Origin of the sequence: Janthinobacterium sp. GW456P (genome assembly GCF_002127655.1) — a bacterium.
Taxonomy (GTDB): Bacteria; Pseudomonadota; Gammaproteobacteria; order Burkholderiales; family Burkholderiaceae_D; genus Janthinobacterium.
Window position 1 is genome coordinate 36,995 of the sequence record NZ_NEHB01000007.1, and the last position, 20,816, is coordinate 57,810.

Genomic DNA, 20,816 nt, shown 5'->3' on the forward strand with positions numbered 1-20,816 from the left:
CTACGCCTTTCCAATTGTTTTCAATCTTACGCGTTTTCTTAATAGTGCGCAGATGGCGACCTTGCTGTCAAAATCAAGAGTTGCTTTTTTGGTTGTCGTGAAGAATTTGTCAATATCGATGGAAAAGCGCTTGACTTCATTATTTATTCCGCCAACAATGCTGTATCGACTGTTGCAGTAATGTACAGCTTGATAAGAAGTGAGACGTCGAGGAGGGGGCAAGAAGCTTCTTGCTTTTATGGCTCGTGTGATTTGTTTTAATTTTGAAAGTTCTTTTTATGGCAACAGGTACAGTTAAGTGGTTCAATGATTCCAAAGGTTTTGGCTTCATCACTCCAGATGATGGCGGCGAAGATTTGTTTGCTCATTTCTCCGCAATCAACATGAACGGTTTCAAGACCCTCAAAGAAGGTCAAAAAGTTCAATTCGAAGTCACGCAAGGCCCTAAAGGCAAGCAAGCTTCCAACATCCAGGCAGCCTAAGCATCGCCGGCCCTCAGATGTGAAAAGCCCCGTTGTCAAACGGGGTTTTTTTTCGTCCGCAGGGTGCGCAGCACCCTGCCCCCGCTTATTACATGTGCTCGATCATCACGTCGCCGAAACCGGAACACGACACTTGCGTCGCGCCTTCCATCAGGCGGGCGAAATCGTAGGTGACGCGCTTCGAGGCGATCGACTTTTGCATCGAAGAAATGATCAGGTCGGCCGCTTCCAGCCAGCCCATATGGCGCAGCATCATTTCCGCCGACAAAATCAAGGAACCGGGATTCACGTAATCCTTGCCCGCGTACTTCGGCGCCGTGCCGTGCGTCGCTTCGAACATGGCGACGGAGTCGGACAGGTTGGCGCCCGGCGCGATGCCGATGCCGCCCACCTGCGCCGCCAGCGCGTCGGAAATGTAGTCGCCGTTCAGATTCAGGGTGGCGATGACGCTGTATTCGGCCGGACGCAGCAAGATCTGTTGCAGGAACGCGTCAGCAATGGAATCCTTGACGATGATGTCGCGGCCCGTCTTCGGATTCTTGAACTTGCACCATGGACCGCCATCGATCAACTCGGCGCCGAACTCCTTTTGCGCCAGCGCATACGCCCAGTCGCGGAAGCCGCCTTCCGTGTACTTCATGATGTTGCCTTTGTGCACGATCGTCACGGAGGGCTTGTCATTGTCGATCGCGTACTGGATGGCCTTGCGCACCAGGCGCTCCGTGCCTTCGATGGACACAGGCTTGATGCCCAGGCCCGAGGTGGCCGGGAAGCGGATTTTCGTCACGCCCATTTCATTGACGAGGAAATCCATCAGTTTTTTGGCTTCAGGCGAGCCCTGCTGGTATTCGATGCCGGCGTAGATATCTTCCGAGTTTTCGCGGAAAATCACCATGTCCGTCTTTTCCGGCTCTTTCACGGGCGACGGCACGCCCGTGAAGTAGCGCACGGGGCGCAGGCAGACGTACAGGTCGAGCTGCTGGCGCAGGGCCACGTTCAGCGAGCGGATGCCGCCGCCCACGGGCGTCGTCAGCGGCCCCTTGATGGAAACCACGTAATCTTTCAGCACTTCCAGTGTTTCTTCCGGCAGCCACACATCGGGGCCGTACACATTCGTCGATTTTTCGCCCGCGTAGATTTCCATCCAGCTGATCTTGCGCGCACCGCCGTAGGCCTTGGCCACGGCAGCGTCGATTACCTTGATCATGACCGGGCTGATATCGATGCCCGTGCCATCGCCTTCAATGAAGGGGACGATGGGATTATCTGGTACATTCAGCGAAAAATCGGCGTTGACGGTGATTTTTTGGCCGTCAGCAGGTACAGTGATATGTTGATACATCGTGATCTCCGAAGTGGGACACACCGCTGGCGGGCAAGACAGGCAGGCCGGCGACGCGCTCTGCGGTTGCAGAGTTTACAAAAACAAGTCCGAACAGGGCGGCAACAACGCACTTTAGCAGGGAAAGAACAGCCGGGACATCCGCATCGCCATGCGGAATGCCGCGCCAAAGAACTTATTGCCACACCGCCTCAAGTCTTCTATAAGACATAAGACTAACATTTCACATTATGCACCAGTATCTTACAGGGCGCCACGCTTTTGCGGCGCCGACCAGCAGCCACCCTCGTTTGCATCAACTTATCCAGCATGCCACTCATTCTTTTCAATAAACCATTCCAGGTCCTGTGCCAGTTTTCGCCGCAGGAAGGCCGCGCCACCCTGGCCGACCACCTCACCATTCCAGGCATCTATCCGGCCGGCCGGCTCGACGCCGACAGCGAAGGCTTGCTGCTGCTGACGGACGACGGCCGCCTGCAGCACGAGATCAGCCACCCGGACCGCAAGGAAGCGAAAACCTATCTGGTGCAGGTCGATGGCGTGCCCGACGCGGCCAGCCTGGCGCACCTGCAGGCGCCGCTGGACCTGGGCGACTTCATCACCAAGCCATGCAAGGCCGTGCGCATCGCCGAGCCGGACTGGCTGTGGCCGCGCAGTCCGCCCATCCGCGCGCGTGCCGACAAGCCCACCTCTTGGCTGGCGATCACTTTGAAAGAAGGAAAAAACCGGCAAGTGCGGCGCATGACGGCGGCCGTCGGCCTGCCCACCCTGCGCCTGGTGCGCAGCGCCATCGGCCCGTTCTCGCTGGCCAGCCATCCGCTGATGCCCGGCGAATGGTGTGAAGTGCCGGCCAAAAACATTGGCAAGGCATGAACAGGACAAGAAAAAACGGTTTCGCTACGGCAATTTTACCAATAAGCATTATTTATTTTTAGATAATGCATTAAAATCATCTGACCTTAACATGACGGAAAAGGAAAGATGATGATAAAAGTAATAGTCACGCTGGCCGCCTCCCTGCTTGCCAGCACCGCACTGGCCCAGTCAGGCGCCCAGGTGCACGCTTCCGCCGCGACCGATGCCGTCAAGCCGCCACCCGCATCGGCAGCCAGCCAGGCCTCGGCCGCCACCGACGCCAGCAAGCCCGTACCGCCGGCGTCGGCTTCCGTCAACGCGTCCGCCGCGACGGACGCGCCGCGCCTGATTCCCCAGGCGCGCAAGACGAAGCGGCCGGCCGCTGAAACAGGCAAGCCGGTGAAATAAACGTCGTTCCCGGGGTGACGGCAGCGACTATGTTGCTGTAACCCCACGCTTTTGGCGCGGTCAGGCCGCATGCTTGACCATGCGGCCGCCAGCATGGCTTAATCGCCGCTTCGCAGCTCCCCATCCCTTCCCATGAAAAATCCCCTTCGCCATCTCTGCCTGTCCATCGCCCTGTTGTCTTGCGCCAGCATGGTCCAGGCGCAAACAAAAAGCGTGCAGCTGTCGGCCGGCATGCATTTGATCCAGGCGGAAGTGGCGGCGACAGAGGAGCAACGCGAACAGGGCTTGATGTACCGTGAAAAAATGCCGGCGAATGCGGGCATGCTGTTTGTCTTTGGCAATCCCTCGACGCAATGCATGTGGATGAAAAACACGCCGCTGCCCCTGTCGGTGGCCTTTATCGATGCCAGCGGCAAGATCGTCAACATCGAAGACATGCAGCCGCATACGCTCGACAGCCATTGCTCCACGAAGACCGTGCCCGTGCGCTATGCGCTGGAAATGCACCTGGGCTGGTTCAAGCAAAAGAACATCAAGCCGGGCATGAGCATCGGCAACTTGCCGGCGGTGCGCTAGGGCGTGGGGGCCCGGCCGCTGGCGGACGCGGCCTTAAAAAAGCCGAATAAAACGCGAAAAAACCCGCCAGAACGAATCTGCGGGTTTTTGCTTTTCAACCAGTGCCAGCGTACCGGCACAGGCAAGGCCACCGTGGTGGTGGCTTGCCTGCTGGCGAATATTAAGCGGACAGTGCTTTCAAAGCAGCTGCCAGACGGCTCTTATGGCGAGCTGCCTTGTTTTTGTGGATGATCTTCTTGTCAGCGATACGGTCGATGGTCGACACGGATGCCTGGAAGATTGCAGCAGCTGCTGCCTTGTCGCCGCCCTGGATCGCTTTGCGAGCAGCTTTGATAGCCGTGCGCAAGGTCGAACGTTGGGACGAATTGTGTGCGTTTTGCTTAACTGCTTGACGAGCGCGTTTGCGCGCTTGTGCGGTATTTGCCATGGAATTTCCTAAAACAGGGTCAAAGTGCGTTTGCAAACATTAGTGTTTGCCAACCGGTGCGTTCTGTGCGTCTGCCGAACCATGTGTGCCAAACCAGTGCCTGTCAAACATTAGTGTCTGCGTAACAGAATTCTGTACAGCCTTCGATTATAGCGATATTTTCAAGCGGGGGCAAATCAAAAAACCGGGTATCGCGTCAAAAACACCTGAAAATGGGGCCGGCAAGGGCGAATCGGCGGCGCTTGTTACCCGCTTGTTACCATATTTTAACCGTTTCCCAGTACCTCTCCCGGCTATAATCTGCCCCCATGAACTTGCTTAAAACCCTCGCCGCCATTTCCAGCATGACCATGCTGTCCCGAGTAACCGGATTATTGCGCGAAAGCCTGTTCGCGCGCGCCTTTGGCGCCGGCGCCTACACGGACGCTTTCATTGTTGCCTTCCGCATCCCCAACCTGTTGCGCCGATTGTTTGCCGAGGGTGCATTCTCGCAAGCCTTCGTGCCGATCTTGTCTGAATACAAGAACCAGCACGGCCAGGAAGCGAGCAAGCAGCTGGCCGACCATGTGGCCACCACCCTCGTCTGGGCCACCCTGCTCGTGTCCGCCATCGGCATCGTCGGCGCGCCGTGGTTCGTGTACGCGATCGCCACGGGCCTGTCCAAGGACCCGGGCGCGTTTGACGCGGCCGTGTGGATGACGCGGCTGATGTTCCCTTATATTACCTGCATGTCGTTCGTGGCCCTGGCCGGCGGCATCTTGAATACCTGGCGCGAATTCAAGATTCCCGCGTTCACGCCGGTGCTGCTGAATTTGTCCTTCATCGCCGCCTCGCTGTTCCTCGCGCCCTACTTGAAACAGCCGATCTACGCCATGGCCATCGCCGTGTTCGCCGGCGGCCTGCTGCAAGTGGCCATCCAGATTCCCGCGCTGATCAAAATCGGCATGCTGCCGCACCTGTCGATCAATCCCGCCATCGGCCTGTCCGACGGCGGCGTGCGCCGCGTGCTGAAGAAAATGGGCCCGGCCGTGTTCGCCGTGTCGGCGGCGCAGATCAGCCTGATGATCAACACGAGCATCGCGTCGCGCCTGGCCGAAGGCAGCATTTCCTGGCTGTCGTATGCTGACCGCCTGATGGAGTTCCCCACCGCCATGCTGGGCGTGGCCCTGGGCACCATCTTGCTGCCCAGCCTGTCGAAGGCGAACGTGGATGGCGACAAGACCGAATACTCGGCCTTGCTCGATTGGGGCTTGCGTTTGACTTTCCTGCTGGCCCTGCCCGCCGCCGTCGGCATGGCGATGCTGGCCACGCCGCTGATCGCCACGCTTTTCCACTATGGCAAGTTCACGGCAGAATCCGTCACCATGTCGACGCAGCCGCTGGTGGCGTACAGCCTGGGCTTGATCGGCATCATTCTCGTGAAAACCCTGGCGCCCGCTTTCTATGCGCGCCAGGACATCCGCACGCCCGTCAAAATCGCCATCGGCGTGCTGATCGCCACGCAACTGATGAATTTGCTGTTCGTGCCCTATATCGCCGTGGCCGGCCTGGCCCTGTCGATCGGCCTGGGCGCCTGCCTGAACGCCAGCTTCCTGTACTGGGGCTTGCGCAAGCGCGGCATCTACCAGCCCAAACCGGGCTGGGCCAAGTTCTTCCTGCGCCTGCTGCCGGCACTCATCGTGATGGGCGGCGTAGCGTACCTGGGCGCCATGCGCATCGACTGGATCGCCATGCAAGCCCATCCGCTGCTGCGGGCCGGCGCGCTGGCCCTGGTGGTGGCCGTGTGCGGCATGGCGTACTTTGCCACCTTGTTCCTTGTTGGCTTCCGCTTCCGCGACTTCAAGCGCCACGCTTAACAAGCTGCGCAGGACGTTGTTGCCGGCGTCTTGCCGTACTAGCGTACTGTCTTCGACTTGGCGCCTAGTCCTGCGCAGCTTGTCCCGATTGCGCAGAACATGGTTGCCGGCGTACTGCCTTGCACAAATGATCCAGACGAAAAAAAACCCGCCGCAGCGGGTTTTTTCATTGCAGCGAAAGCTTAAGCAGCTTTCTTGGCGCGGCGGCGTGCCACGGCGCCAACCAATGCCAGGCCGCCCAGCAGCATGCCATAGGTTTCTGGTTCTGGTACTGGCAGGGCCGAAACCGTGCCTACGTACTGAACATTTTTCACCAGGGTCAGACCCGTGACTTGCACCGTGTAGGTACCTGCAGCCAATTGGCCTGCCCAGCTCAGATTCTGGATACCGCTAGCCGTGCTCTTGGTCAGGTCGCCATAGCCGACCAGGGTAGCGGCGAAATCCTTGATCGCGCCGTTAGCGACGGAGAACGTTTGCAGTGCACCGAACGAGGTCGACGATGGAGCCAGCAGCTGGAAGGTCCACGAATCATTGATCTGCGAATCGATCGCGAACTTGGTCGTGAAAGCCGACAGGGTATCGGAACCGGTTGGGTCCAGAATGCCCAGGTCGTAGGTTGCTGCCGACGCGCTGAACGATGCTGCTGCCATGATGCCTGCAGCGATAAATTTCAATTTCATAGCTTATCCCTTAAAAAGTAATTTATGGCTGCAATGGGCAGGCCACCAATAGTTTATTAGTACCGGAAGTACTGAACAGAATGGTAACATAATTACATTGAATTACTTATAAATTTTTTATTTAAGTTTCACCAAAGATAACTATTTTCAAAATGAACTATTTGCCGCTTTCTATGAATTTCCAAGGAAAAATAGTTACCGAGGCATACATTTATTTTTGCCATGTTTTAAGGTAAAAACGTCTATTCGGCAGTGTTTTCGGCGGAATTTTGCGGTTCAAGCTGTTCATTTGGCTCTGGTGGCGTTTGTTCTTGCGGTGGGGTAACAGGGCGAAAAAACAACGGTGACGCGGGCAAGGCGGGCGCGATGCCGTCCTCATCACTCGCTGGCACAGCTGCCGGTCCCGCGGACGGTACGGATGACACCCGGGCATCGACCATGAAGCGCCATTCCGAGAAATGCGCCTTGCCTTCGAAGCCGGCAAACCGGGCCTCGAAGTTGCCAACCTTTAATGGCGCGGCCTGCGACAGGCTGTACACGCCGATGATGCCGTTGCTGCCCGGCTGATACAGCAAGCCCCACTCGGCGCGGCCCGTGACGGGATCGACAAACAACTTGCGCAGGTGCCGGCGCAGCTGGGGCGTACGGGGATCGCGCAGCAAGGCGGCCAAGGTCGGCGGCTGTTGCGGCTGGCCCGGCGGCGTGGCGGCCGCATAGCTGTACAGGGCGTCTGAAAACTGCGCGCCGATATCGAGCAATTCCTGCTCGGCCGCCTGGCGCTGCAGCAAAGAACCCATCTTCATGCCAGCCGCCCCTACCAGCCCCAGGATGGCCACCAGAATGATCAGGCCCAGGTAAGTAAAACCGCGCTGGCGGCGCGCAGAACGGTACATGGCCGCTACCAGTCGGCGAACGGCGTGCCGCTGCGGTCCTTGCCGGGCGCGCCGCTTTTCACGTCATACACCTGGCCCGGCGTGTCGTCGGGCGGCGGCACGATAAGCCAGCTGCTGTCGCTCTCCGTGATGGGATCGATGGGCATGGCGCGCAGGTATTTCTTTTCCACCAGTTGCTCCAGCGAATCGGGGTAGCGCCCCGTATCGCCGTGGAACTGGTCGATGGTGGTGCGCAGGTTGCGCAAGTTATCCGCCAGCACGGTTTCCTTCGCCTTGTCGAGGCTGGGAAAGTAGCGCGGCACGGCCAGGGTCAGCAGCAGTGCCACGATGCCGAGCACCACCAGCAATTCGATCAGGGTAAAGCCGCGCCTGCGGCGTGGGGTGTTTTCAGCGGGCATGGTTCACCATAGACGGTAAGGCACGTTGTTCAAGCCCGTCTTGCCGGACGTGCAATACACATCGTAGACATCGTCGCCCTCGCGCGGCTCGGCCGCTTCGCTGGCGTAGCTGCGCTTGCCCCAGGTTTGCGCGTCGCTCAGGCCCGCGTCCGCATTGAACGGGTCGCGCGGCACGCGGCGCAGGAAAAACAGTTTGCTGCGCTTCGGGTTGCGCTGGTCCGGCACCCCTTCGACCAGCAGTTCCAGGCTTTTCGGATAACCGCTGGCGTCGGGCGCGCGCAGGATGCGGCCCTCGTCGCCAGCCCGTTTATAGGCGTCGAGCCCCTGGCGGATGTCGCGCAGCGCGCGCCGCAATTCCTGCTCCTGGCGCCGCTGCACCGTCACCTGCGTGACGGGGATCACCAGGGTCGCCAGCACGCCCAGGATGGCCAGGGTCACCAGCAGCTCGATCAGCGTGAAGCCGCCCTGACCGCCCTGCGCGCGCACCCGTCTCATTTGGCGGGCGGCGCCACCACCGGCACCGGCTGGCTCGATGACAGCGGAAGGGGCGCCGCCTGCAGCGGCACCGGCTGGCCCGACGATATCGGCAAAGGCGACGCGGCCGGCTCGGGCGATGGCGCCACTTCCGGCGCGGGCACGCTCTGCGGCAGCGGCGCCGGCAAGGCGCCCGGCGTCATCAAAGGCTGCGCCGGCGCCGGCTGCATGCCGACGGCCGACGGGCCGGAACGCACGATCACCGTGCCCGGCATCTGCGTGGGCGCCTTGGCCGCCATGTCGGGACGGCGGCGGAAGCTGCCTTCCGTGCCGGCCGAGAATTCCGATTCCTTCGCTTCCGGACGCTGCACGGTGCGCACCAGGTGCGGCGTGATCGACAGCACGATTTCCGTCTTCTGGCTGTCGTCCTTGCTGCTGCCGAACAAGCGTCCCAGCACGGGGATGTCGCCCAGGCCCGGCACCTTGTTGCCCGAGCTGCGCTCCTCGTTGTTGATCAGGCCCGCCAGCACCTGGTTTTCGCCGTCCTTCAGCTGCAGCATGGTCGAGGCCTGGCGCGTGCCGATCTGGTACAGGGTCGAGCCGCTTCGGGTGGTGGTGGCCGCCCCCAGGTTGCTTACCTCGAGCGAGATGCGGATACCCACCTCATTGTTCAAATAGATGGTCGGTTCGGCGTTCACCGTCAGGCCCACGTCCAGGTAGCTGATCGACTCGGAAGCGAAACCGCCCGTGCCAGGCGAAATCGTGGTGGTGACCACCGGCACCCTGTCGCCGATGACGAACTTCGCCTTTTCCCGGTTGCGCACGCGGATGCGCGGATTGGCCAGGATATTCGCGTCGCCATCGGTCTTCTTGGCATTCGCCGTCACGGACAGGTCGCTCACGCCGATGGTGCGCTGGTTCAGGTTATTCAGGTCGTTGATGGTCAGCCCCACGCCGCCCGAAGTGCTCAAAGGCGTCAGGGTCAGGCTCGATGGCCAGGCCACGCCCAGTTCCATCAGGCGGCTGCGCTTGACTTCGAGGATTTCCAGCTCCAGCACCACTTCCGCTTCGGGCACGTCCTGCAGCGCGATCAGGCGCTCGGCCAGGCGGATCGCCTCGGGCGTGTCGCGCACGATGACGAGGTTGAGCTTTTCATCGGCCACCACGTCGCGCGTCTTCAAAATCGTCTTGAGCGTGTTGGCCACCTGCTTGGCGTCCGCGTTCGCCAGGAAGAAGGTTTTCACCAGCACTTCCTGGTACTCCTTCAATTTTGCCGCCACGTTCGGGTAGATCAAGATCGTGTTCGCATCCATCACCTGCTGCTCCAGCTGGTTCGTCACCAGCAGAAAGTAGACGGCCGATTCCACCGTGCTGTTTTTCAGGAAGATCGAGGTTTTCGCGTCCGCCTTGACGTCCTTGTCGAAGACGAAATTGAGACCCGAGCGGCGCGCGATCAGCTCGAACACCTGTTTTAACGGCGCGTCGCGAAACTCGATGGTGATCGGCTGCTTGTACGATTTGGCCAGGCCCGATTCGACCACGGGCGGCGCCGTTTTTTCATCGACCTCGCGCAGCAGCGCACGCGCGCCGGCGTGATGCGGCTGCTCCGTGAGAATGGCGTTCAGGCGCTGGCGCGCGGGGTCGTAGCGCTTGGCGTCGATATCCTTCTGCGCTTCGGCCAGCAGCTTGCCCTGGCGCTGCTCGCGTTCGAGCGCGCGCAAGCCGCTGTTGGCCCGCTCGTTCTGCGCATCAATCTCGAGCACGCTCATGAAGGAGGTGCGCGCCAGATCGCCCTGTCCCGCCTGCGCCTGGCGCTCGGCCTGCTGCAAGCGGCTGCCAGTCGCCCGTTCGCGCGCCTGCAGCCAGGCGCTGCGGTACTGCGCGTTGCCGGGGTCCTGCTGCAGCGCCTCCTGCAGTTTTTGCAGGCCGGCCGGGATCTGATCTTGCGCAATCAGCTCGCGCCCGTCGCGGTAAGCTTGCTGCCCCGCGCAACCGGACAGCAGCACCAGCAACGCCAGCAAAGGCGCCGGTGAAAAGGAACGAGACATCACTCGATTACTCCAATGTTGAGCTGCTGAACCTGGTTCAACGGCAGATAGGTGAGCGTCATGACGGGCGGCGCGATCGTCACGACCTTGTAGGCGCCATCGATGACGGTATTGGCGCGCACGATATACGTCTTGTCGGCGCGCGACAAAAACACTTCCCAGGCGCCGTCGGCGGCCGCCTTGCCCAGGTAGACGAAGGGCAGCGGCGGCGCCATCGGCGGTGGCGGCGGCGGCGGGGCGACGGCCACCACCTTCGGCGGCGGCGGATTCCAGTTCTGGCTCTGGAAGACAGCGCGGGCGCCGCAAAAGGTGTCGCCACCCTCGCCCGCCACTTCGCTGCGCGAGCAGGGCCAGGATGGCCGGTTGCGCGGCTGGCGCCTTGGCGGCCGCATGGCCAGCGGGCGCAGGCGCGACGGCCCGCTCCACGGCTTCCGCCACGCTGGACACGGGCTGGCGCTCGCCGAACAGCAGCAAGGCGCCCGCGCCCAGCACGCCGGCCAGCATGAGCCAATGGCGCGCGGTCATGGTGTTTCTCCCGCAACGCCAGGCGTATCGGTTGGCGCATCGGTCAAATAAAAGGTCAGGCGCAGGCGCGCTTCGAGCTGCGTATCGGCGATCTGCTCGCGGCGAAAACTCAGTTCGTCGAGCGAGGCGAAGGGGACGGCGCGCAGCGCCTGCAGCGCGAACTGCCACACGGCCGCATAACTGCCCTTGAGCGGCAAGGTCACCTGCCAGGTGGCGACACGGCTAGCCTTGTCGTAGCCGCTCTTGTACTCGCCCTGCGTCAGCAGCAAGCCGTTTTTCGCGGCCAGGTCGAACAGCTGCTTGACCTGCTGCTCCGCGTGGCGCTGCTGTCCCAGGGCGGCATAAAAGCGCGCCAGGTTCTCGCTGGCCGTCGCCGGCGGCGCCAGGGCCGCCACGGCCAGCGCTGGCTGCGGCAAGGGCCGCGCCTCCAGCTGCGCCGCCACGGCGCGCTGCTTCCAGGCCCACGCCCAGGCAACGATCCCCATTGCGAGCAGAAGCACGGCCAGGCAGGCGGGAACGCCCAGGCGACGCAGCAGCAGTTGCGTGCGCAGGCGCAAGATGTTGATATCGATGGCCATCATGGCGTACCCCAGCGCGCTTCGAGCTGGAAGCGCAGCGGTTTGTTCGGATCGAGCGCGTTGATTTCATGGCGCAGCAGCTGCACGCGGGAGCCGAAGAGCTCCTGCTGCTTCAATTGCGCGATATAGGCCACCATGGCGTCGCTGCCGGTCGTTTCGGCCGTGATCTTCAGCACACGCTTGCGCGCGTCCGGCTCCAGCGCCAGCAGCGCGATGGCGGGCGGCGTGGCGCTGGCCAGCGCATCCTGCAGGTCGCGCCACGGCAGGTTCAATTGCAGGATGGCCGCATTCACGGCTGCCGCCTGCGCCGGTGCGATGGCCATTTGCGGCGCTGGCGCGGGGCCCAGCGTGGCGGCCAGCACGCGCTGCTGCGCGCGCTGCAACTGTCCCTCGCGCAGCTGCTGGCGCTGCAGTGCGGCGCTGCCGCTGTAGGCCGCCGTGACAGTCAGCGCCAGGCCCAGCGCGCCAGCAAGCCACGCCCACGCAGGCACGCGGTGCAGGCTGCGACGCCAGCCGGGAGGCGCGAAATCGATATCGAGGCGCGTCATGCCACGCCTCCGCTGTGGGCCAGCCGGCCGGCCGGCGACAAAGCGCCTTGCCCGTCCGGCGTGGCAAAAACCTGGCAGTGGAACTCTTTTGTCGGCGTCAGCCATGCGGGCGGCGGCGCGCCGCACAGCTGCAGCAGCGCTGGTGCGGGCACGCCTTGCAGCAGCGCCTCGCGCGCCAGCGTCTGCACCAGCCAGTCCCTGCCGGCACCAGGCGGCACGGGCAGCGCGCGCACGGCGCACAAGCGGCCATCGCGCCGCACGCCCAGGGTCAAGGCGTTTTCCTGCAACTGGCCGAACCAGGCGCCCGGTTTCAAGGCGCCGTGCCAGCGGTTCCAGTGGCGCGCGAATTGCGGCGTAATAAAAATCAGGGCCAGCTTGCGTTCGGCCGCCACGCGCGTCAGCTGCGCCAGCAGCGCACGGGGCACGGCGCAGAAAAACGGCGCGCGCGCATCCCAGGCACTGCTGCTGTGCCACAGGCCGGGCGCATCGCCATACAGCGACTGGAAGCGCAGCGCGGCGGCAGCCTCGATGTCGGCCAGGCGCGCGGCGCCCTGCGGCAAATCCACCTGCCACAGGCGCGCCAGCCCATCGTCGAGCACCACGGACAGGGGCCAGCCCGCGTAGTGGTCCGCCGGCAGCAGCCGCTCCAGCAACTGCGCCAGCGCCTGGCCCAGGGCGGAAAAATCGCCATGCAGGCCCTGACCGGCGTCCGGCACATACGCGGCGTCGCCCAGCGGCGTCCAGGCGGGCGCGCGCCAGCGGCTGCCGCGCCACAAGCTCAAGCCATCCGCCGCCACGCCCAGACGCAATGCCTGTCCCAATCTCAACTTCGCAAAACCGCTACGCATGCAGGGTGACCCTCTTGATTTCCGTGATGGTGGTGGCACCCCGCTTGACCAGTTCCAGCGCCGCCAGGCGCAAGCTGCGCGTGCCGTTCGCATGCGCGGCCGCCTTGATCTGGCGGATCGGTTTTTTATCGACGATGAGTTCGCGGATTTCATCGGTCAGCACGAGAATCTCGGCGATCGAGCGGCGTCCCTTGTAGCCCGTGCCGCGGCAGTCGCCGCAGCCCTTGCCCTGCTTGAATTCATAGCCTGCCACGTCGGCGCGCGCCAGGCCCACGCTGGCCAGTTCTCCATCGTCGGGCGTGTACTCGGTGGCGCAATGGGGGCAGTTGGTGCGGATCAGGCGCTGTGCCCAGATGCCGTTCAGGGCCGAGACGAAGGCATACGGATCGATGCCCATGTGCGTAAAGCGGCCGAACACGTCGAACACATTATTCGCATGCACAGTGGTGAGCACCAAATGGCCCGTGAGGGCCGATTGCACGGCGATTTCCGCCGTCTCGCGGTCGCGGATCTCGCCCACCATGATCTTGTCGGGGTCGTGCCGCAAAATCGAGCGCAAGCCCTTGGCGAAGGTCAGCCCCTTCTTTTCGTTGACGGGGATCTGCAAGATGCCGGGCAGCTGGTATTCGACGGGATCTTCGATGGTGATGATCTTTTCGCGCCCGTTGTGGATTTCCGTCAGCGCCGCATACAGGGTCGTCGTCTTGCCCGACCCCGTGGGGCCGGTGACGAGCAGCATGCCGTAGGCTTCCTGGGCCAGCGCGCGCAGGGCTTCGAGCGACGGCGTGTCAAAGCCCAGCGCTTCGAGGGTCAGGGCGCCGTAGGCCTCGATCATGGCGCGCTTGTCGAGGATGCGGATGACGGCGTCCTCGCCATGGATGCTGGGCATGATGGAGACGCGCAGGTCGATTTCGCGCCCGCCCGACTCGACGCGGAAGCTGCCGTCCTGCGGCACGCGGCGTTCGGCGATATCGAGTTCGGCCAGCACTTTCAGGCGCGAGATGATGTGCTCGGCCACCTCGATGCCGTTGACGGCCGTGGCGTGATCGAGCACGCCGTCGACGCGGTACTTGACGGCCAGGCCGCCGGCCGTACTTTCCAGGTGGATGTCCGAAGCACCCGCCTTCAGGGCGTCATATAAAGTCGAGTTGACCAGCTTGACGGCGGGGCTGGCCGCTTCCGACACGCTGGCGAAGGACAGCACGGCGGCCGTCTTGCCGTCGCGCCGCGCATCCGAGGCGGCGCCGGGCAGCAGGCTGTCGACGGCGCGCGCCGATTCTTCCTGCTTCGACAGATAGGCGCCGATATCGGCCTGCAGCGCCAGGCGCACGTTCAACACGCCCTGCCCTGCACGCGCGCCGAGCCAGGTTTGCAGGTCGAGGTCGAAGGGGTCGGCGATCACGCCCATCAGTTGTCCGTCTGCGCCGCGCAGCAGCACGCTGTGGCGCGCCAGCGCCTGCGACAGGGGCAGCACATCGAAGGCGGGAGACAAGGCCAGCATGTCGGCCGTTTCCAGCACGTCCAGGCCGAACGGGCGCGCCAGTGCGCGCACCACGGCGCGCGCCTCGATGCCGCTCAGTTCCTGCAATTCCTCGACCAGGCTGCGCTTCGATTGCCGGCTCAGGATGCGCGCATGCTGCAGCAGCGCAGGGTCGATGGCCGCGATGGCCGCGGTGGAGTCGGCTGCGGATGGCATCATGAAATATCGCCGGCAAGGTCAAAGATGGGCATGTACAGCAGGATCACGATGGCGCCCACGACCAGGCCGATGGCGGCCATCAGCAAGGGTTCGAAGGTGCGCGTAAACCGGTCGATCCAGCGGCTGATTTCGCCGTCGTAAAAGGCGGCCGACTGCGTCAGCATGGGGCCCATGTCGCCCGTGCGCTCGCCCACGCGCAGCATGCGCAGGGAAATCGGCGTCGTCAGCTGGTGCTGTTCAAACGCCGACGACAGGGGCTGGCCCGCCTCGATGGCGCCGCGCGCGCCCTGCAAGGATGCCTGCATGCGCGGCGAGACCATCGCCTGCACGGTGGCAATCGCCTGCACGATAGTAATGCCGCCCTCGGCCAGCATGCCCAGGGTCAGGTACAGGCGCGACAGCTCATAGATGCGCACGCGCTCGCCGATGCCGGGCAATTTGGCCAGCAGACGCGCCACGCCGCCGTTGCGCAGCACGCGCCGCACGGCAGTGAACACGCCGCCGCCGGTGATAAGCAGCCCGAGCAACAGCAGCACGCCATGCTGCGTGACGAACTGGCCCCAGCTGAGCATCACTTGCGACATCCACGGCAGATTGCGCCCGGCGCCCTGGTAGACCTCGGCAAAACGCGGCACCACGTAGCTGATCAGGAAAGCGCTGACGCCGCCGCCCACGGCCAGCAAAATAGTGGGATAGATGGCGGCGCTGACGATCTTGCCACGCACCGTATCGATGCGCTGCTGGTAGTCGATGTAGCGCGACAGGGCGCGCGGCAAGTCGCTCGTGCCCTCGGCCGCCTTGACGATACCGATATACAAGGGGGGAAACAGTTCGGCCTGCTCTGCCAGCACGGCGGAAAAGCGCTTGCCTTCGCGCAAGCCTTCCAGCAGGCGCGTGAGCACGCTGCGCGTGGCCGGCGACGCTTCCTTTTCCAGCAAGGCTTCCAGCGCTTCGACGATGCCCAGCCCCGCTTGCAGCAGCGCCAGCAATTCCTGACTGAACAGCAGCAGGGGCAAGGCCCGCGCGCGCTGGCGCCCGGCCGCGCTGAACGGCGTGGCGCGCACGGGACGGATGGCGCTGACGAACAGGCCGCGCGCCTCGGCCTGGCGGCGCGCATCCGCCTCGTCGCGTCCGTCGATCACGCACGTATGCAAGGTGGCTACGGCCTGGTCCGTGGAAAGCGCGCGTACTTCAAACTGCATGATGGCTTGTCCGTAGGAAAAAGAATGGCGCTGGCGCTATTGCGAGCTGATGTCGGCGTTTTCGCCGCTGCCGCCCGGCTGGCCATCCTTGCCCATCGAGACGATGTCGTACTCGCCCTTGCTGCCGGGCGCACGGTATTGATACGCATGGCCCCATGGGTCGAGCGGCACGGCTTTTTTCAGGTAAGGGCCATTCCAGCGCGTGCCGGCGGTGGGCGGCGCGGCCAGCAGCGCGGCCAGGCCTTCTTCCGTGGTCGGATAGCGGCCCACGTCGAGGCGGTAAGTGTCGAGCGATTTTTCAAACGCCTCGATCTGCGCCTTGGCCACCGTCACTTCGGATTTGCCCAGCTGGGCGAAATACTTGGGGCCGACATACGCGGCCAGCAAGCCGATGATCACGATGACCACCAACAGTTCGAGCAAGGTAAAGCCGCGCGCATGGCGCGTTGCCGCAAGATTCTGCCTGTGTGCTGCATGCATCCGCTAACTCCTTATTGCCTACCTTCAATACATTGCGTCGTGGTGCGCGGCGGATGGCCACGCACGGGCGACACGCGCTTGCCTGATGCTTATCAGCCTACCATGCCGGTTATGGTTAATACAATCTTTTCTTTGTACTGTGAACAACAAATTCCTGCGGAAACCATCCAGTGTGCGCGAAAGGGCCACGCCGGCGCGCGCGTTTGACCGGCTGGTCAATCCTTCAACTATTTTCAATGCGGAAACTATCTACTCCTGGTTACGAACTCATAGTAAATGATGAATTTTATTCATTCATTATTTGTAACTTTCAAATTAAATTTGCAAGAATATCAAACAATCAAATTGCCTCTTTTGCTATAGTAAAAGTCAATTTTCTGCGCATTGATCTTATCCGGCTACGTAGAAAAGAGCATCCCAGACGCAAAACATATTGCATCCTACATAATCACCAAGGGAAAATTCATGACTCGTATTGTGCATTCGAAGGCAGTTGCCGCAGCAAGTCCTTTCTCGGCCAAGCAGTGGACCGGCGCCGCCATCCTGGCCCTGTCCGCTGCCTGGGCTCCCGCCGCCATCGCGGACGTGATCAACTTTAACAACATCGACAGCCAGTTCGTCGGCCACGGCGACTCGCTGGAATTCGGCCATTTCCTGCTGACGGGTGCCTCGAGTGCTACCGGCGCCAGTTATGGCGACCTGGTCGGCGCCGTGTTCGACGGCACGGACCCGGCCGCCTGCGGCATGGCGTGCCCGACCAACAATACGAGCAATTACTACGCCTCCCTCAACGACGGCATCGTCTACCTCGACCCGCTGAAGACGGGCGGCAGCGTCAGCCTGCAGGGCTTCGACGCCAGCTTCATCGGCTATGCCCAGGGCGTCACCTATCCGGCCATCGCCGGCCTGCTGCGCGTGCAAGGCTTCTATGCGGACGGCTCTTCCCTGTATGAAACCTACCAGCTGGGCGGCCCCATCGGCGGCAACTTCCAGTTCCAGCGCTACAACACCAGCGCCAACTTCGCCAGCCAGCAATTCGCCTCGCTGGCCTTCTTCGGTTTCACTTGCAACACGGCAGGCAGCTGCAATGCCTTCAACAGCAACAAGGGCCAGTTTGCACTCGACAATATCGTCGCCTCGGTACCGGAGCCATCGACCTACGCGATGATGCTGCTGGGCCTGGCCGGTATCGGCTACGCCGCGCGCCGCCGCGGCAAGCAAGCGTGATTGCCGCCTCTTCTTTTTGATACCGATACCGATACAGGAAACCCCACATGACCTTCCGTCTCGCCTTGCGTCCCATTTCGCTCGCCGTGCTGAGCCTGTTTGCCAGCCTCAGTTTCCAGGCCCACGCCGACGACCTGCGCCGTCCCTACATCGTGCAGCTGACCGATAAACCGATCGCTTCCTACACCGGCTCGGTGGAAGGCCTGGGCGCCACCCAGCCTGCCGCCGGCGGCCGCCTCGACCTGGCCAGCGCGCAAGTGCAGCTGTACGGCGACTACCTTGAGCAAAAACAGGCCCGGGTACAAGCCCTGGTCGCCGCCGCGCCCGTGCAATACCAGTACAAGATCGTCCTCAACGGTTTCTCCGCCCTGCTGACGGACGCCGAAGTGCGCGCGCTGCAAGCGAGCGGCGAGGTGGCCAGCATCGCTCCCGACGAGCCGCGCGCTCTGCAGACGAACTACACGCCCACTTTCCTGGGCCTGGATCAGCCGGGCGGCCTGTGGAGCCAGCTGGGCGGCAAGCAGCATGCGGGCGAAGACATCATCATCGGCATCGTCGATGGCGGCGTGTGGCCGGAAAACCTGTCGTATGCGGACAAGGTCGACGCCAACGGCGCCCCGACCTTCGATCCGAACGCCACCCTGGCGTATGGCGCCGCGCCGGCCGCCTGGAAAGGCAGCTGCCAGGCAGGCGAAGGCTTTACGCAAGACCACTGCAACAACAAGCTGCTGGGCGCGCAGTATTTCAACGCCGTGCGCCTGACCGAGACGGACAAGATCCAGCACTGGAGCGAATACACCTCGCCGCGCGATTCCGTGGGCGACCCGAGCGGCGAAGGCGGCCACGGCACGCATACCTCGTCCACCGCGGGCGGCAATGCGGGCGTGCCGGTCGTCGCCAACGGCACGCCGCTGGGCGCCATTTCCGGCGTGGCGCCGCGCGCCCGCCTGTCCGTCTACAAGGTGTGCTGGTCCTATAACCTGGCCACCCAGCCGACCGGCGCGAAAAACGGCTGCTACGGCGGCGACAGCGTGGCGGCGATCGAAAAAGCCGTGCAGGACGGCGTACACGTGATCAATTACTCGATCAGCGGCGGCGGCAGCGTCAACGATCCCGTCGAGCAAGCGTTCCTGCACGCGTCGAACGCAGGCGTCTTCGTTGCCGCATCCGCCGGCAATGCGGGACCGGCCAACACCGTGGCCCACGTCAGCCCGTGGATCACCACCGTGGCCGCCTCGACGCACAACCGCGCCAATCAGGCCACCGTGACTTTGGGCAATGGCGCCAAGTACACGGGCGCCTCGCTCAACTACAATCCCTTGCCCGCCACCACCCTGATCCGCGCCCAGGATGCGGGCTTGCCCGGCGCCGATGCGCAAAAACTGGCGCTGTGCTACCGCGCCGGCGACAACGGCGGCGTGGCCCTGCTGGACCCGGCCAAGGTGGCCGGCAAGGTCGTCAGCTGCCTGCGCGGCACGACGGCGCGTACCGACAAGGGCATCGCCGTGCTCGAAGCGGGCGGCGCCGGCATGGTGCTGGTCGACACGGGCCTGGGTCTGGTGTCCGACCCGCACGTGCTGCCGGCCGTGCACGTGAGCGCCGCCGATGGCGCGCTGATCAATGCCCAGGCGCAAACGGGCGCGGCCACGGCCGCCATCTCGCGTTTCGTCACCAACGGCAACGGCCCCGCCGCGCCCGTGGTGGCCGACTTCTCGTCGCGCGGCCCGAACCTGTACGACGCCAACCTGCTCAAGCCGGACGTCACCGCGCCTGGCGTGGACATTCTGGCCGGCGGCACGCCTGCCCTGTCACGCGTCCAGCGCGACGCCGTGCAGGACGGCAGCCTGGTGCCGCCGCAAGCCTACATCTTCCTGCAAGGCACCTCGATGGCCAGCCCGCACGTGGCCGGCCTGGCCGCCCTGCTGCGCCAGCAGCATCCGGACTGGAGCCCGGCCGCCATCAAATCGGCCCTGATGACGACCGGCAGCACCACCCTGCCGGACGTCCAGGCGGGCGATGCGCGCGGCATCCTGCCATGGGGCCAGGGCGCCGGCCACGTGACACCGAACAAGGCGACCGATCCCGGCCTCGTGTATGACGCCAGCCTGGCCGACTACAAGAAATACATGTGCGGCGTCGGCATGACGGCCGAATGCGCGGGCGGCACCCTGGCCGGCTACAACCTGAACATGCCGTCCATCACCATCGGCAACGTGCTGGGCACGCAAACGGTAACGCGCCGCGTCACCAACGTGGGCAGCGGCAGCGCCACCTACACGGCCAGCGCCTCGGTCAGCGGCTACAGCGTGGCGGTTTCGCCTGCCACCCTGGCGCTCGCGCCCGGCGAAACCAAGTCCTTCACCGTGACATTGACGCGCACCACGGCACCGGACAATGCCTGGCAGTATGGCGCGCTCGTGTGGAGCGACGGCGTGCACACGGTGCGCAGCCCCGTCACGGCCCGCTCGGGCCGCGCGGTGCAGTCGCCGGCGTTGTTGAAGGCCGACAAGGTCAGCGGCCTGCGTTCCCTGACCCTGACCACCGGCTTTGCCGGCAAGGTGGGCGCGGCGACGGGCGGCCTGAAGGAAGTGGCGCGCAGCGAGCAAAGCATCAGCCAGGCCGCGCCGGGCAGCGTCGACACGCTGGAACAGATGGCTGCCGCGTGCAAGGCGGGCGGCAGCGGCGTGCGCACGGTCAATGTCAGCATTCCCGCCAGCACGGTGGTGGCGCGCTTCGAAACCTTCGACCGCGACACGACCGAAGGCGCGGGCAATGACCTCGACCTGCTGCTGCTCAACAGCGCCGGCGCGACCGTCGCCACCTCGGCCACCGCCGGTTCGAACGAGGCCATCACCTTGACCACCCCGGCGGCAGGCAACTACAAGGTGTGCGTGATCGGCTACGAACTGGCAAATGGCGTCTCGACCGGCTTCGGCCTGTCGTCGGCCGTCGTCACGACCGCCGACAAGGGCGGCAACCTGAAAGCCACCGTGCCCAGCAAGGTGTACGTGGGCGGCAGCGCCACGGCCGGCGTCAGCTGGTCGGGACTGGAAACGGGCAAGCGCTATCTGGGTGGCGTAGTCTTCCTTGATGGCAACAATGCGGCCGCATCCACCACCGTCCTGTCGGTGGAGACCAACAACCCGCTGCCGCTGGCCGTCCCCAGCCAGCGCAACGTGAAGGTAGACGCCAAGCTGTAACGGTATGGTTTCAGGCAGTAACACAACGCGCCCTGCGGGGCGCGTTTTTTATGCGCGACGCGCGTACAAT

Annotated in this window: 21 protein-coding genes; 7 read left to right on the forward strand and 14 right to left on the reverse strand. The window is 63.4% G+C overall.

Translation table 11 applies throughout. The features are described 5' to 3' along the window. Positions 1-278 precede the first annotated feature (278 nt). Complete coding sequence (locus CBW66_RS08700) at positions 279-482, forward strand: cold-shock protein (RefSeq protein ID WP_010395943.1); 204 nt, start codon at positions 279-281, stop codon at positions 480-482. Positions 483-570: 88 nt separating this feature from the next. Here CBW66_RS08700 and icd read toward each other — a convergent pair whose 3' ends face one another. After that, complete coding sequence (gene icd / locus CBW66_RS08705; protein WP_070303844.1) at positions 571-1,824, reverse strand: NADP-dependent isocitrate dehydrogenase; 1,254 nt, start codon at positions 1,822-1,824, stop codon at positions 571-573. Between the two features lie 309 nt (positions 1,825-2,133). On the opposite strand from icd, the gene CBW66_RS08710 reads away from it, so the two are divergent. The 3 genes from CBW66_RS08710 (at position 2,134) to CBW66_RS08720 (ending at position 3,663) form a co-directional block, all read left to right on the forward strand. Continuing rightward, complete coding sequence (locus tag CBW66_RS08710; protein WP_086138755.1) at positions 2,134-2,697, forward strand: pseudouridine synthase; 564 nt, start codon at positions 2,134-2,136, stop codon at positions 2,695-2,697. 108 nt (positions 2,698-2,805) lie between these two features. Further along, positions 2,806-3,087: a hypothetical protein gene (locus CBW66_RS08715; protein WP_139841674.1), complete on the forward strand. Its 282-nt coding sequence runs from the start codon at positions 2,806-2,808 to the stop codon at positions 3,085-3,087. A 132-nt stretch (positions 3,088-3,219) separates the two neighbouring features. Beyond that, positions 3,220-3,663 (forward strand): DUF192 domain-containing protein, encoded by a 444-nt coding sequence (locus tag CBW66_RS08720; RefSeq protein ID WP_086138757.1) that lies wholly within the window; start codon positions 3,220-3,222, stop codon positions 3,661-3,663. Positions 3,664-3,823: 160 nt separating this feature from the next. Here the strand turns inward: CBW66_RS08720 and rpsT are convergent, their stop codons facing one another. After that, a complete protein-coding gene (gene rpsT, locus CBW66_RS08725) occupies positions 3,824-4,090 on the reverse strand; it encodes a 30S ribosomal protein S20 (RefSeq protein WP_010395935.1) in 267 nt (88 codons plus the stop codon). A gap of 308 nt (positions 4,091-4,398) precedes the next feature. On the opposite strand from rpsT, the gene murJ reads away from it, so the two are divergent. Then, on the forward strand, positions 4,399-5,946 hold the full coding sequence (murJ, locus tag CBW66_RS08730; RefSeq protein ID WP_086138758.1) for a murein biosynthesis integral membrane protein MurJ: 1,548 nt from the start codon (positions 4,399-4,401) through the stop codon (positions 5,944-5,946). A gap of 182 nt (positions 5,947-6,128) precedes the next feature. On the opposite strand, the gene CBW66_RS08735 is transcribed toward murJ, so the two are convergent. The 12 genes from CBW66_RS08735 to gspG all read right to left on the reverse strand — a co-directional run bounded on the left by CBW66_RS08735 (position 6,129) and on the right by gspG (position 16,319). After that, positions 6,129-6,626 (reverse strand): FxDxF family PEP-CTERM protein, encoded by a 498-nt coding sequence (locus tag CBW66_RS08735; protein ID WP_086138759.1) that lies wholly within the window; start codon positions 6,624-6,626, stop codon positions 6,129-6,131. Between the two features lie 242 nt (positions 6,627-6,868). Continuing rightward, the gene (locus CBW66_RS08740) at positions 6,869-7,519 is read right to left on the reverse strand and encodes a type II secretion system protein (RefSeq protein WP_086138760.1); all 651 of its coding nucleotides are present in this window, start codon (positions 7,517-7,519) and stop codon (positions 6,869-6,871) included. 5 nt (positions 7,520-7,524) lie between these two features. Further along, the gene (locus CBW66_RS08745) at positions 7,525-7,917 is read right to left on the reverse strand and encodes a type II secretion system protein (protein ID WP_086138761.1); all 393 of its coding nucleotides are present in this window, start codon (positions 7,915-7,917) and stop codon (positions 7,525-7,527) included. A gap of 3 nt (positions 7,918-7,920) precedes the next feature. Beyond that, entirely contained in the window at positions 7,921-8,412 is a 492-nt protein-coding gene (locus tag CBW66_RS08750) for a type II secretion system protein (protein WP_086138762.1), read from the reverse strand. Next, the gene (locus tag CBW66_RS08755) at positions 8,409-10,439 is read right to left on the reverse strand and encodes a secretin N-terminal domain-containing protein (RefSeq protein WP_086138763.1); all 2,031 of its coding nucleotides are present in this window, start codon (positions 10,437-10,439) and stop codon (positions 8,409-8,411) included. Before CBW66_RS08755 ends, CBW66_RS08750 begins: the two co-directional genes overlap by 4 nt. Next, positions 10,439-10,831: a hypothetical protein gene (locus CBW66_RS08760; RefSeq protein ID WP_253251334.1), complete on the reverse strand. Its 393-nt coding sequence runs from the start codon at positions 10,829-10,831 to the stop codon at positions 10,439-10,441. The genes CBW66_RS08755 and CBW66_RS08760 overlap by 1 nt, the downstream gene beginning before the upstream one ends. Positions 10,832-10,960: 129 nt before the next feature. Then, positions 10,961-11,545 carry a hypothetical protein gene (locus tag CBW66_RS08765; protein WP_086138765.1) on the reverse strand — a complete coding sequence of 195 codons (585 nt, stop codon included), beginning with the start codon at positions 11,543-11,545 and terminating at the stop codon, positions 10,961-10,963. After that, on the reverse strand, positions 11,542-12,090 hold the full coding sequence (locus CBW66_RS08770) for a hypothetical protein (protein ID WP_086138766.1): 549 nt from the start codon (positions 12,088-12,090) through the stop codon (positions 11,542-11,544). Before CBW66_RS08770 ends, CBW66_RS08765 begins: the two co-directional genes overlap by 4 nt. Further along, complete coding sequence (locus CBW66_RS08775) at positions 12,087-12,938, reverse strand: hypothetical protein (protein ID WP_139842765.1); 852 nt, start codon at positions 12,936-12,938, stop codon at positions 12,087-12,089. The genes CBW66_RS08770 and CBW66_RS08775 overlap by 4 nt, the downstream gene beginning before the upstream one ends. Then, complete coding sequence (locus CBW66_RS08780) at positions 12,931-14,637, reverse strand: GspE/PulE family protein (protein WP_086138768.1); 1,707 nt, start codon at positions 14,635-14,637, stop codon at positions 12,931-12,933. Before CBW66_RS08780 ends, CBW66_RS08775 begins: the two co-directional genes overlap by 8 nt. Then, a complete protein-coding gene (locus tag CBW66_RS08785; RefSeq protein ID WP_086138769.1) occupies positions 14,634-15,839 on the reverse strand; it encodes a type II secretion system F family protein in 1,206 nt (401 codons plus the stop codon). The genes CBW66_RS08780 and CBW66_RS08785 overlap by 4 nt, the downstream gene beginning before the upstream one ends. 36 nt (positions 15,840-15,875) lie before the next feature. After that, on the reverse strand, positions 15,876-16,319 hold the full coding sequence (gspG, locus tag CBW66_RS08790) for a type II secretion system major pseudopilin GspG (protein ID WP_086138770.1): 444 nt from the start codon (positions 16,317-16,319) through the stop codon (positions 15,876-15,878). 465 nt (positions 16,320-16,784) lie between these two features. Here gspG and CBW66_RS08795 point away from each other — a divergent pair, with 465 nt between their 5' ends. Beyond that, positions 16,785-17,546 carry an NF038120 family PEP-CTERM protein gene (locus tag CBW66_RS08795; protein ID WP_086138771.1) on the forward strand — a complete coding sequence of 254 codons (762 nt, stop codon included), beginning with the start codon at positions 16,785-16,787 and terminating at the stop codon, positions 17,544-17,546. 47 nt (positions 17,547-17,593) lie between these two features. Beyond that, positions 17,594-20,746 (forward strand): S8 family peptidase, encoded by a 3,153-nt coding sequence (locus tag CBW66_RS08800; RefSeq protein WP_086138772.1) that lies wholly within the window; start codon positions 17,594-17,596, stop codon positions 20,744-20,746. Positions 20,747-20,816: the final 70 nt, after the last annotated feature.

What these genes read in the sequence shown, in the direction of transcription:
- CBW66_RS08700 (WP_010395943.1), top strand. Translation starts at nt 279, where the DNA reads ATGGCAACAGGTACAGTTAAGTGGTTCAATGATTCCAAAGGTTTTGGC.
- icd (WP_070303844.1), bottom strand. Translation starts at nt 1,824, where the DNA reads ATGTATCAACATATCACTGTACCTGCTGACGGCCAAAAAATCACCGTC.
- CBW66_RS08710 (WP_086138755.1), top strand. Translation starts at nt 2,134, where the DNA reads ATGCCACTCATTCTTTTCAATAAACCATTCCAGGTCCTGTGCCAGTTT.
- CBW66_RS08715 (WP_139841674.1), top strand. Translation starts at nt 2,806, where the DNA reads ATGATGATAAAAGTAATAGTCACGCTGGCCGCCTCCCTGCTTGCCAGC.
- CBW66_RS08720 (WP_086138757.1), top strand. Translation starts at nt 3,220, where the DNA reads ATGAAAAATCCCCTTCGCCATCTCTGCCTGTCCATCGCCCTGTTGTCT.
- rpsT (WP_010395935.1), bottom strand. Translation starts at nt 4,090, where the DNA reads ATGGCAAATACCGCACAAGCGCGCAAACGCGCTCGTCAAGCAGTTAAG.
- murJ (WP_086138758.1), top strand. Translation starts at nt 4,399, where the DNA reads ATGAACTTGCTTAAAACCCTCGCCGCCATTTCCAGCATGACCATGCTG.
- CBW66_RS08735 (WP_086138759.1), bottom strand. Translation starts at nt 6,626, where the DNA reads ATGAAATTGAAATTTATCGCTGCAGGCATCATGGCAGCAGCATCGTTC.
- CBW66_RS08740 (WP_086138760.1), bottom strand. Translation starts at nt 7,519, where the DNA reads ATGTACCGTTCTGCGCGCCGCCAGCGCGGTTTTACTTACCTGGGCCTG.
- CBW66_RS08745 (WP_086138761.1), bottom strand. Translation starts at nt 7,917, where the DNA reads ATGCCCGCTGAAAACACCCCACGCCGCAGGCGCGGCTTTACCCTGATC.
- CBW66_RS08750 (WP_086138762.1), bottom strand. Translation starts at nt 8,412, where the DNA reads ATGAGACGGGTGCGCGCGCAGGGCGGTCAGGGCGGCTTCACGCTGATC.
- CBW66_RS08755 (WP_086138763.1), bottom strand. Translation starts at nt 10,439, where the DNA reads ATGTCTCGTTCCTTTTCACCGGCGCCTTTGCTGGCGTTGCTGGTGCTG.
- CBW66_RS08760 (WP_253251334.1), bottom strand. Translation starts at nt 10,831, where the DNA reads ATGCGGCCGCCAAGGCGCCAGCCGCGCAACCGGCCATCCTGGCCCTGC.
- CBW66_RS08765 (WP_086138765.1), bottom strand. Translation starts at nt 11,545, where the DNA reads ATGATGGCCATCGATATCAACATCTTGCGCCTGCGCACGCAACTGCTG.
- CBW66_RS08770 (WP_086138766.1), bottom strand. Translation starts at nt 12,090, where the DNA reads ATGACGCGCCTCGATATCGATTTCGCGCCTCCCGGCTGGCGTCGCAGC.
- CBW66_RS08775 (WP_139842765.1), bottom strand. Translation starts at nt 12,938, where the DNA reads ATGCGTAGCGGTTTTGCGAAGTTGAGATTGGGACAGGCATTGCGTCTG.
- CBW66_RS08780 (WP_086138768.1), bottom strand. Translation starts at nt 14,637, where the DNA reads ATGATGCCATCCGCAGCCGACTCCACCGCGGCCATCGCGGCCATCGAC.
- CBW66_RS08785 (WP_086138769.1), bottom strand. Translation starts at nt 15,839, where the DNA reads ATGCAGTTTGAAGTACGCGCGCTTTCCACGGACCAGGCCGTAGCCACC.
- gspG (WP_086138770.1), bottom strand. Translation starts at nt 16,319, where the DNA reads ATGCATGCAGCACACAGGCAGAATCTTGCGGCAACGCGCCATGCGCGC.
- CBW66_RS08795 (WP_086138771.1), top strand. Translation starts at nt 16,785, where the DNA reads ATGACTCGTATTGTGCATTCGAAGGCAGTTGCCGCAGCAAGTCCTTTC.
- CBW66_RS08800 (WP_086138772.1), top strand. Translation starts at nt 17,594, where the DNA reads ATGACCTTCCGTCTCGCCTTGCGTCCCATTTCGCTCGCCGTGCTGAGC.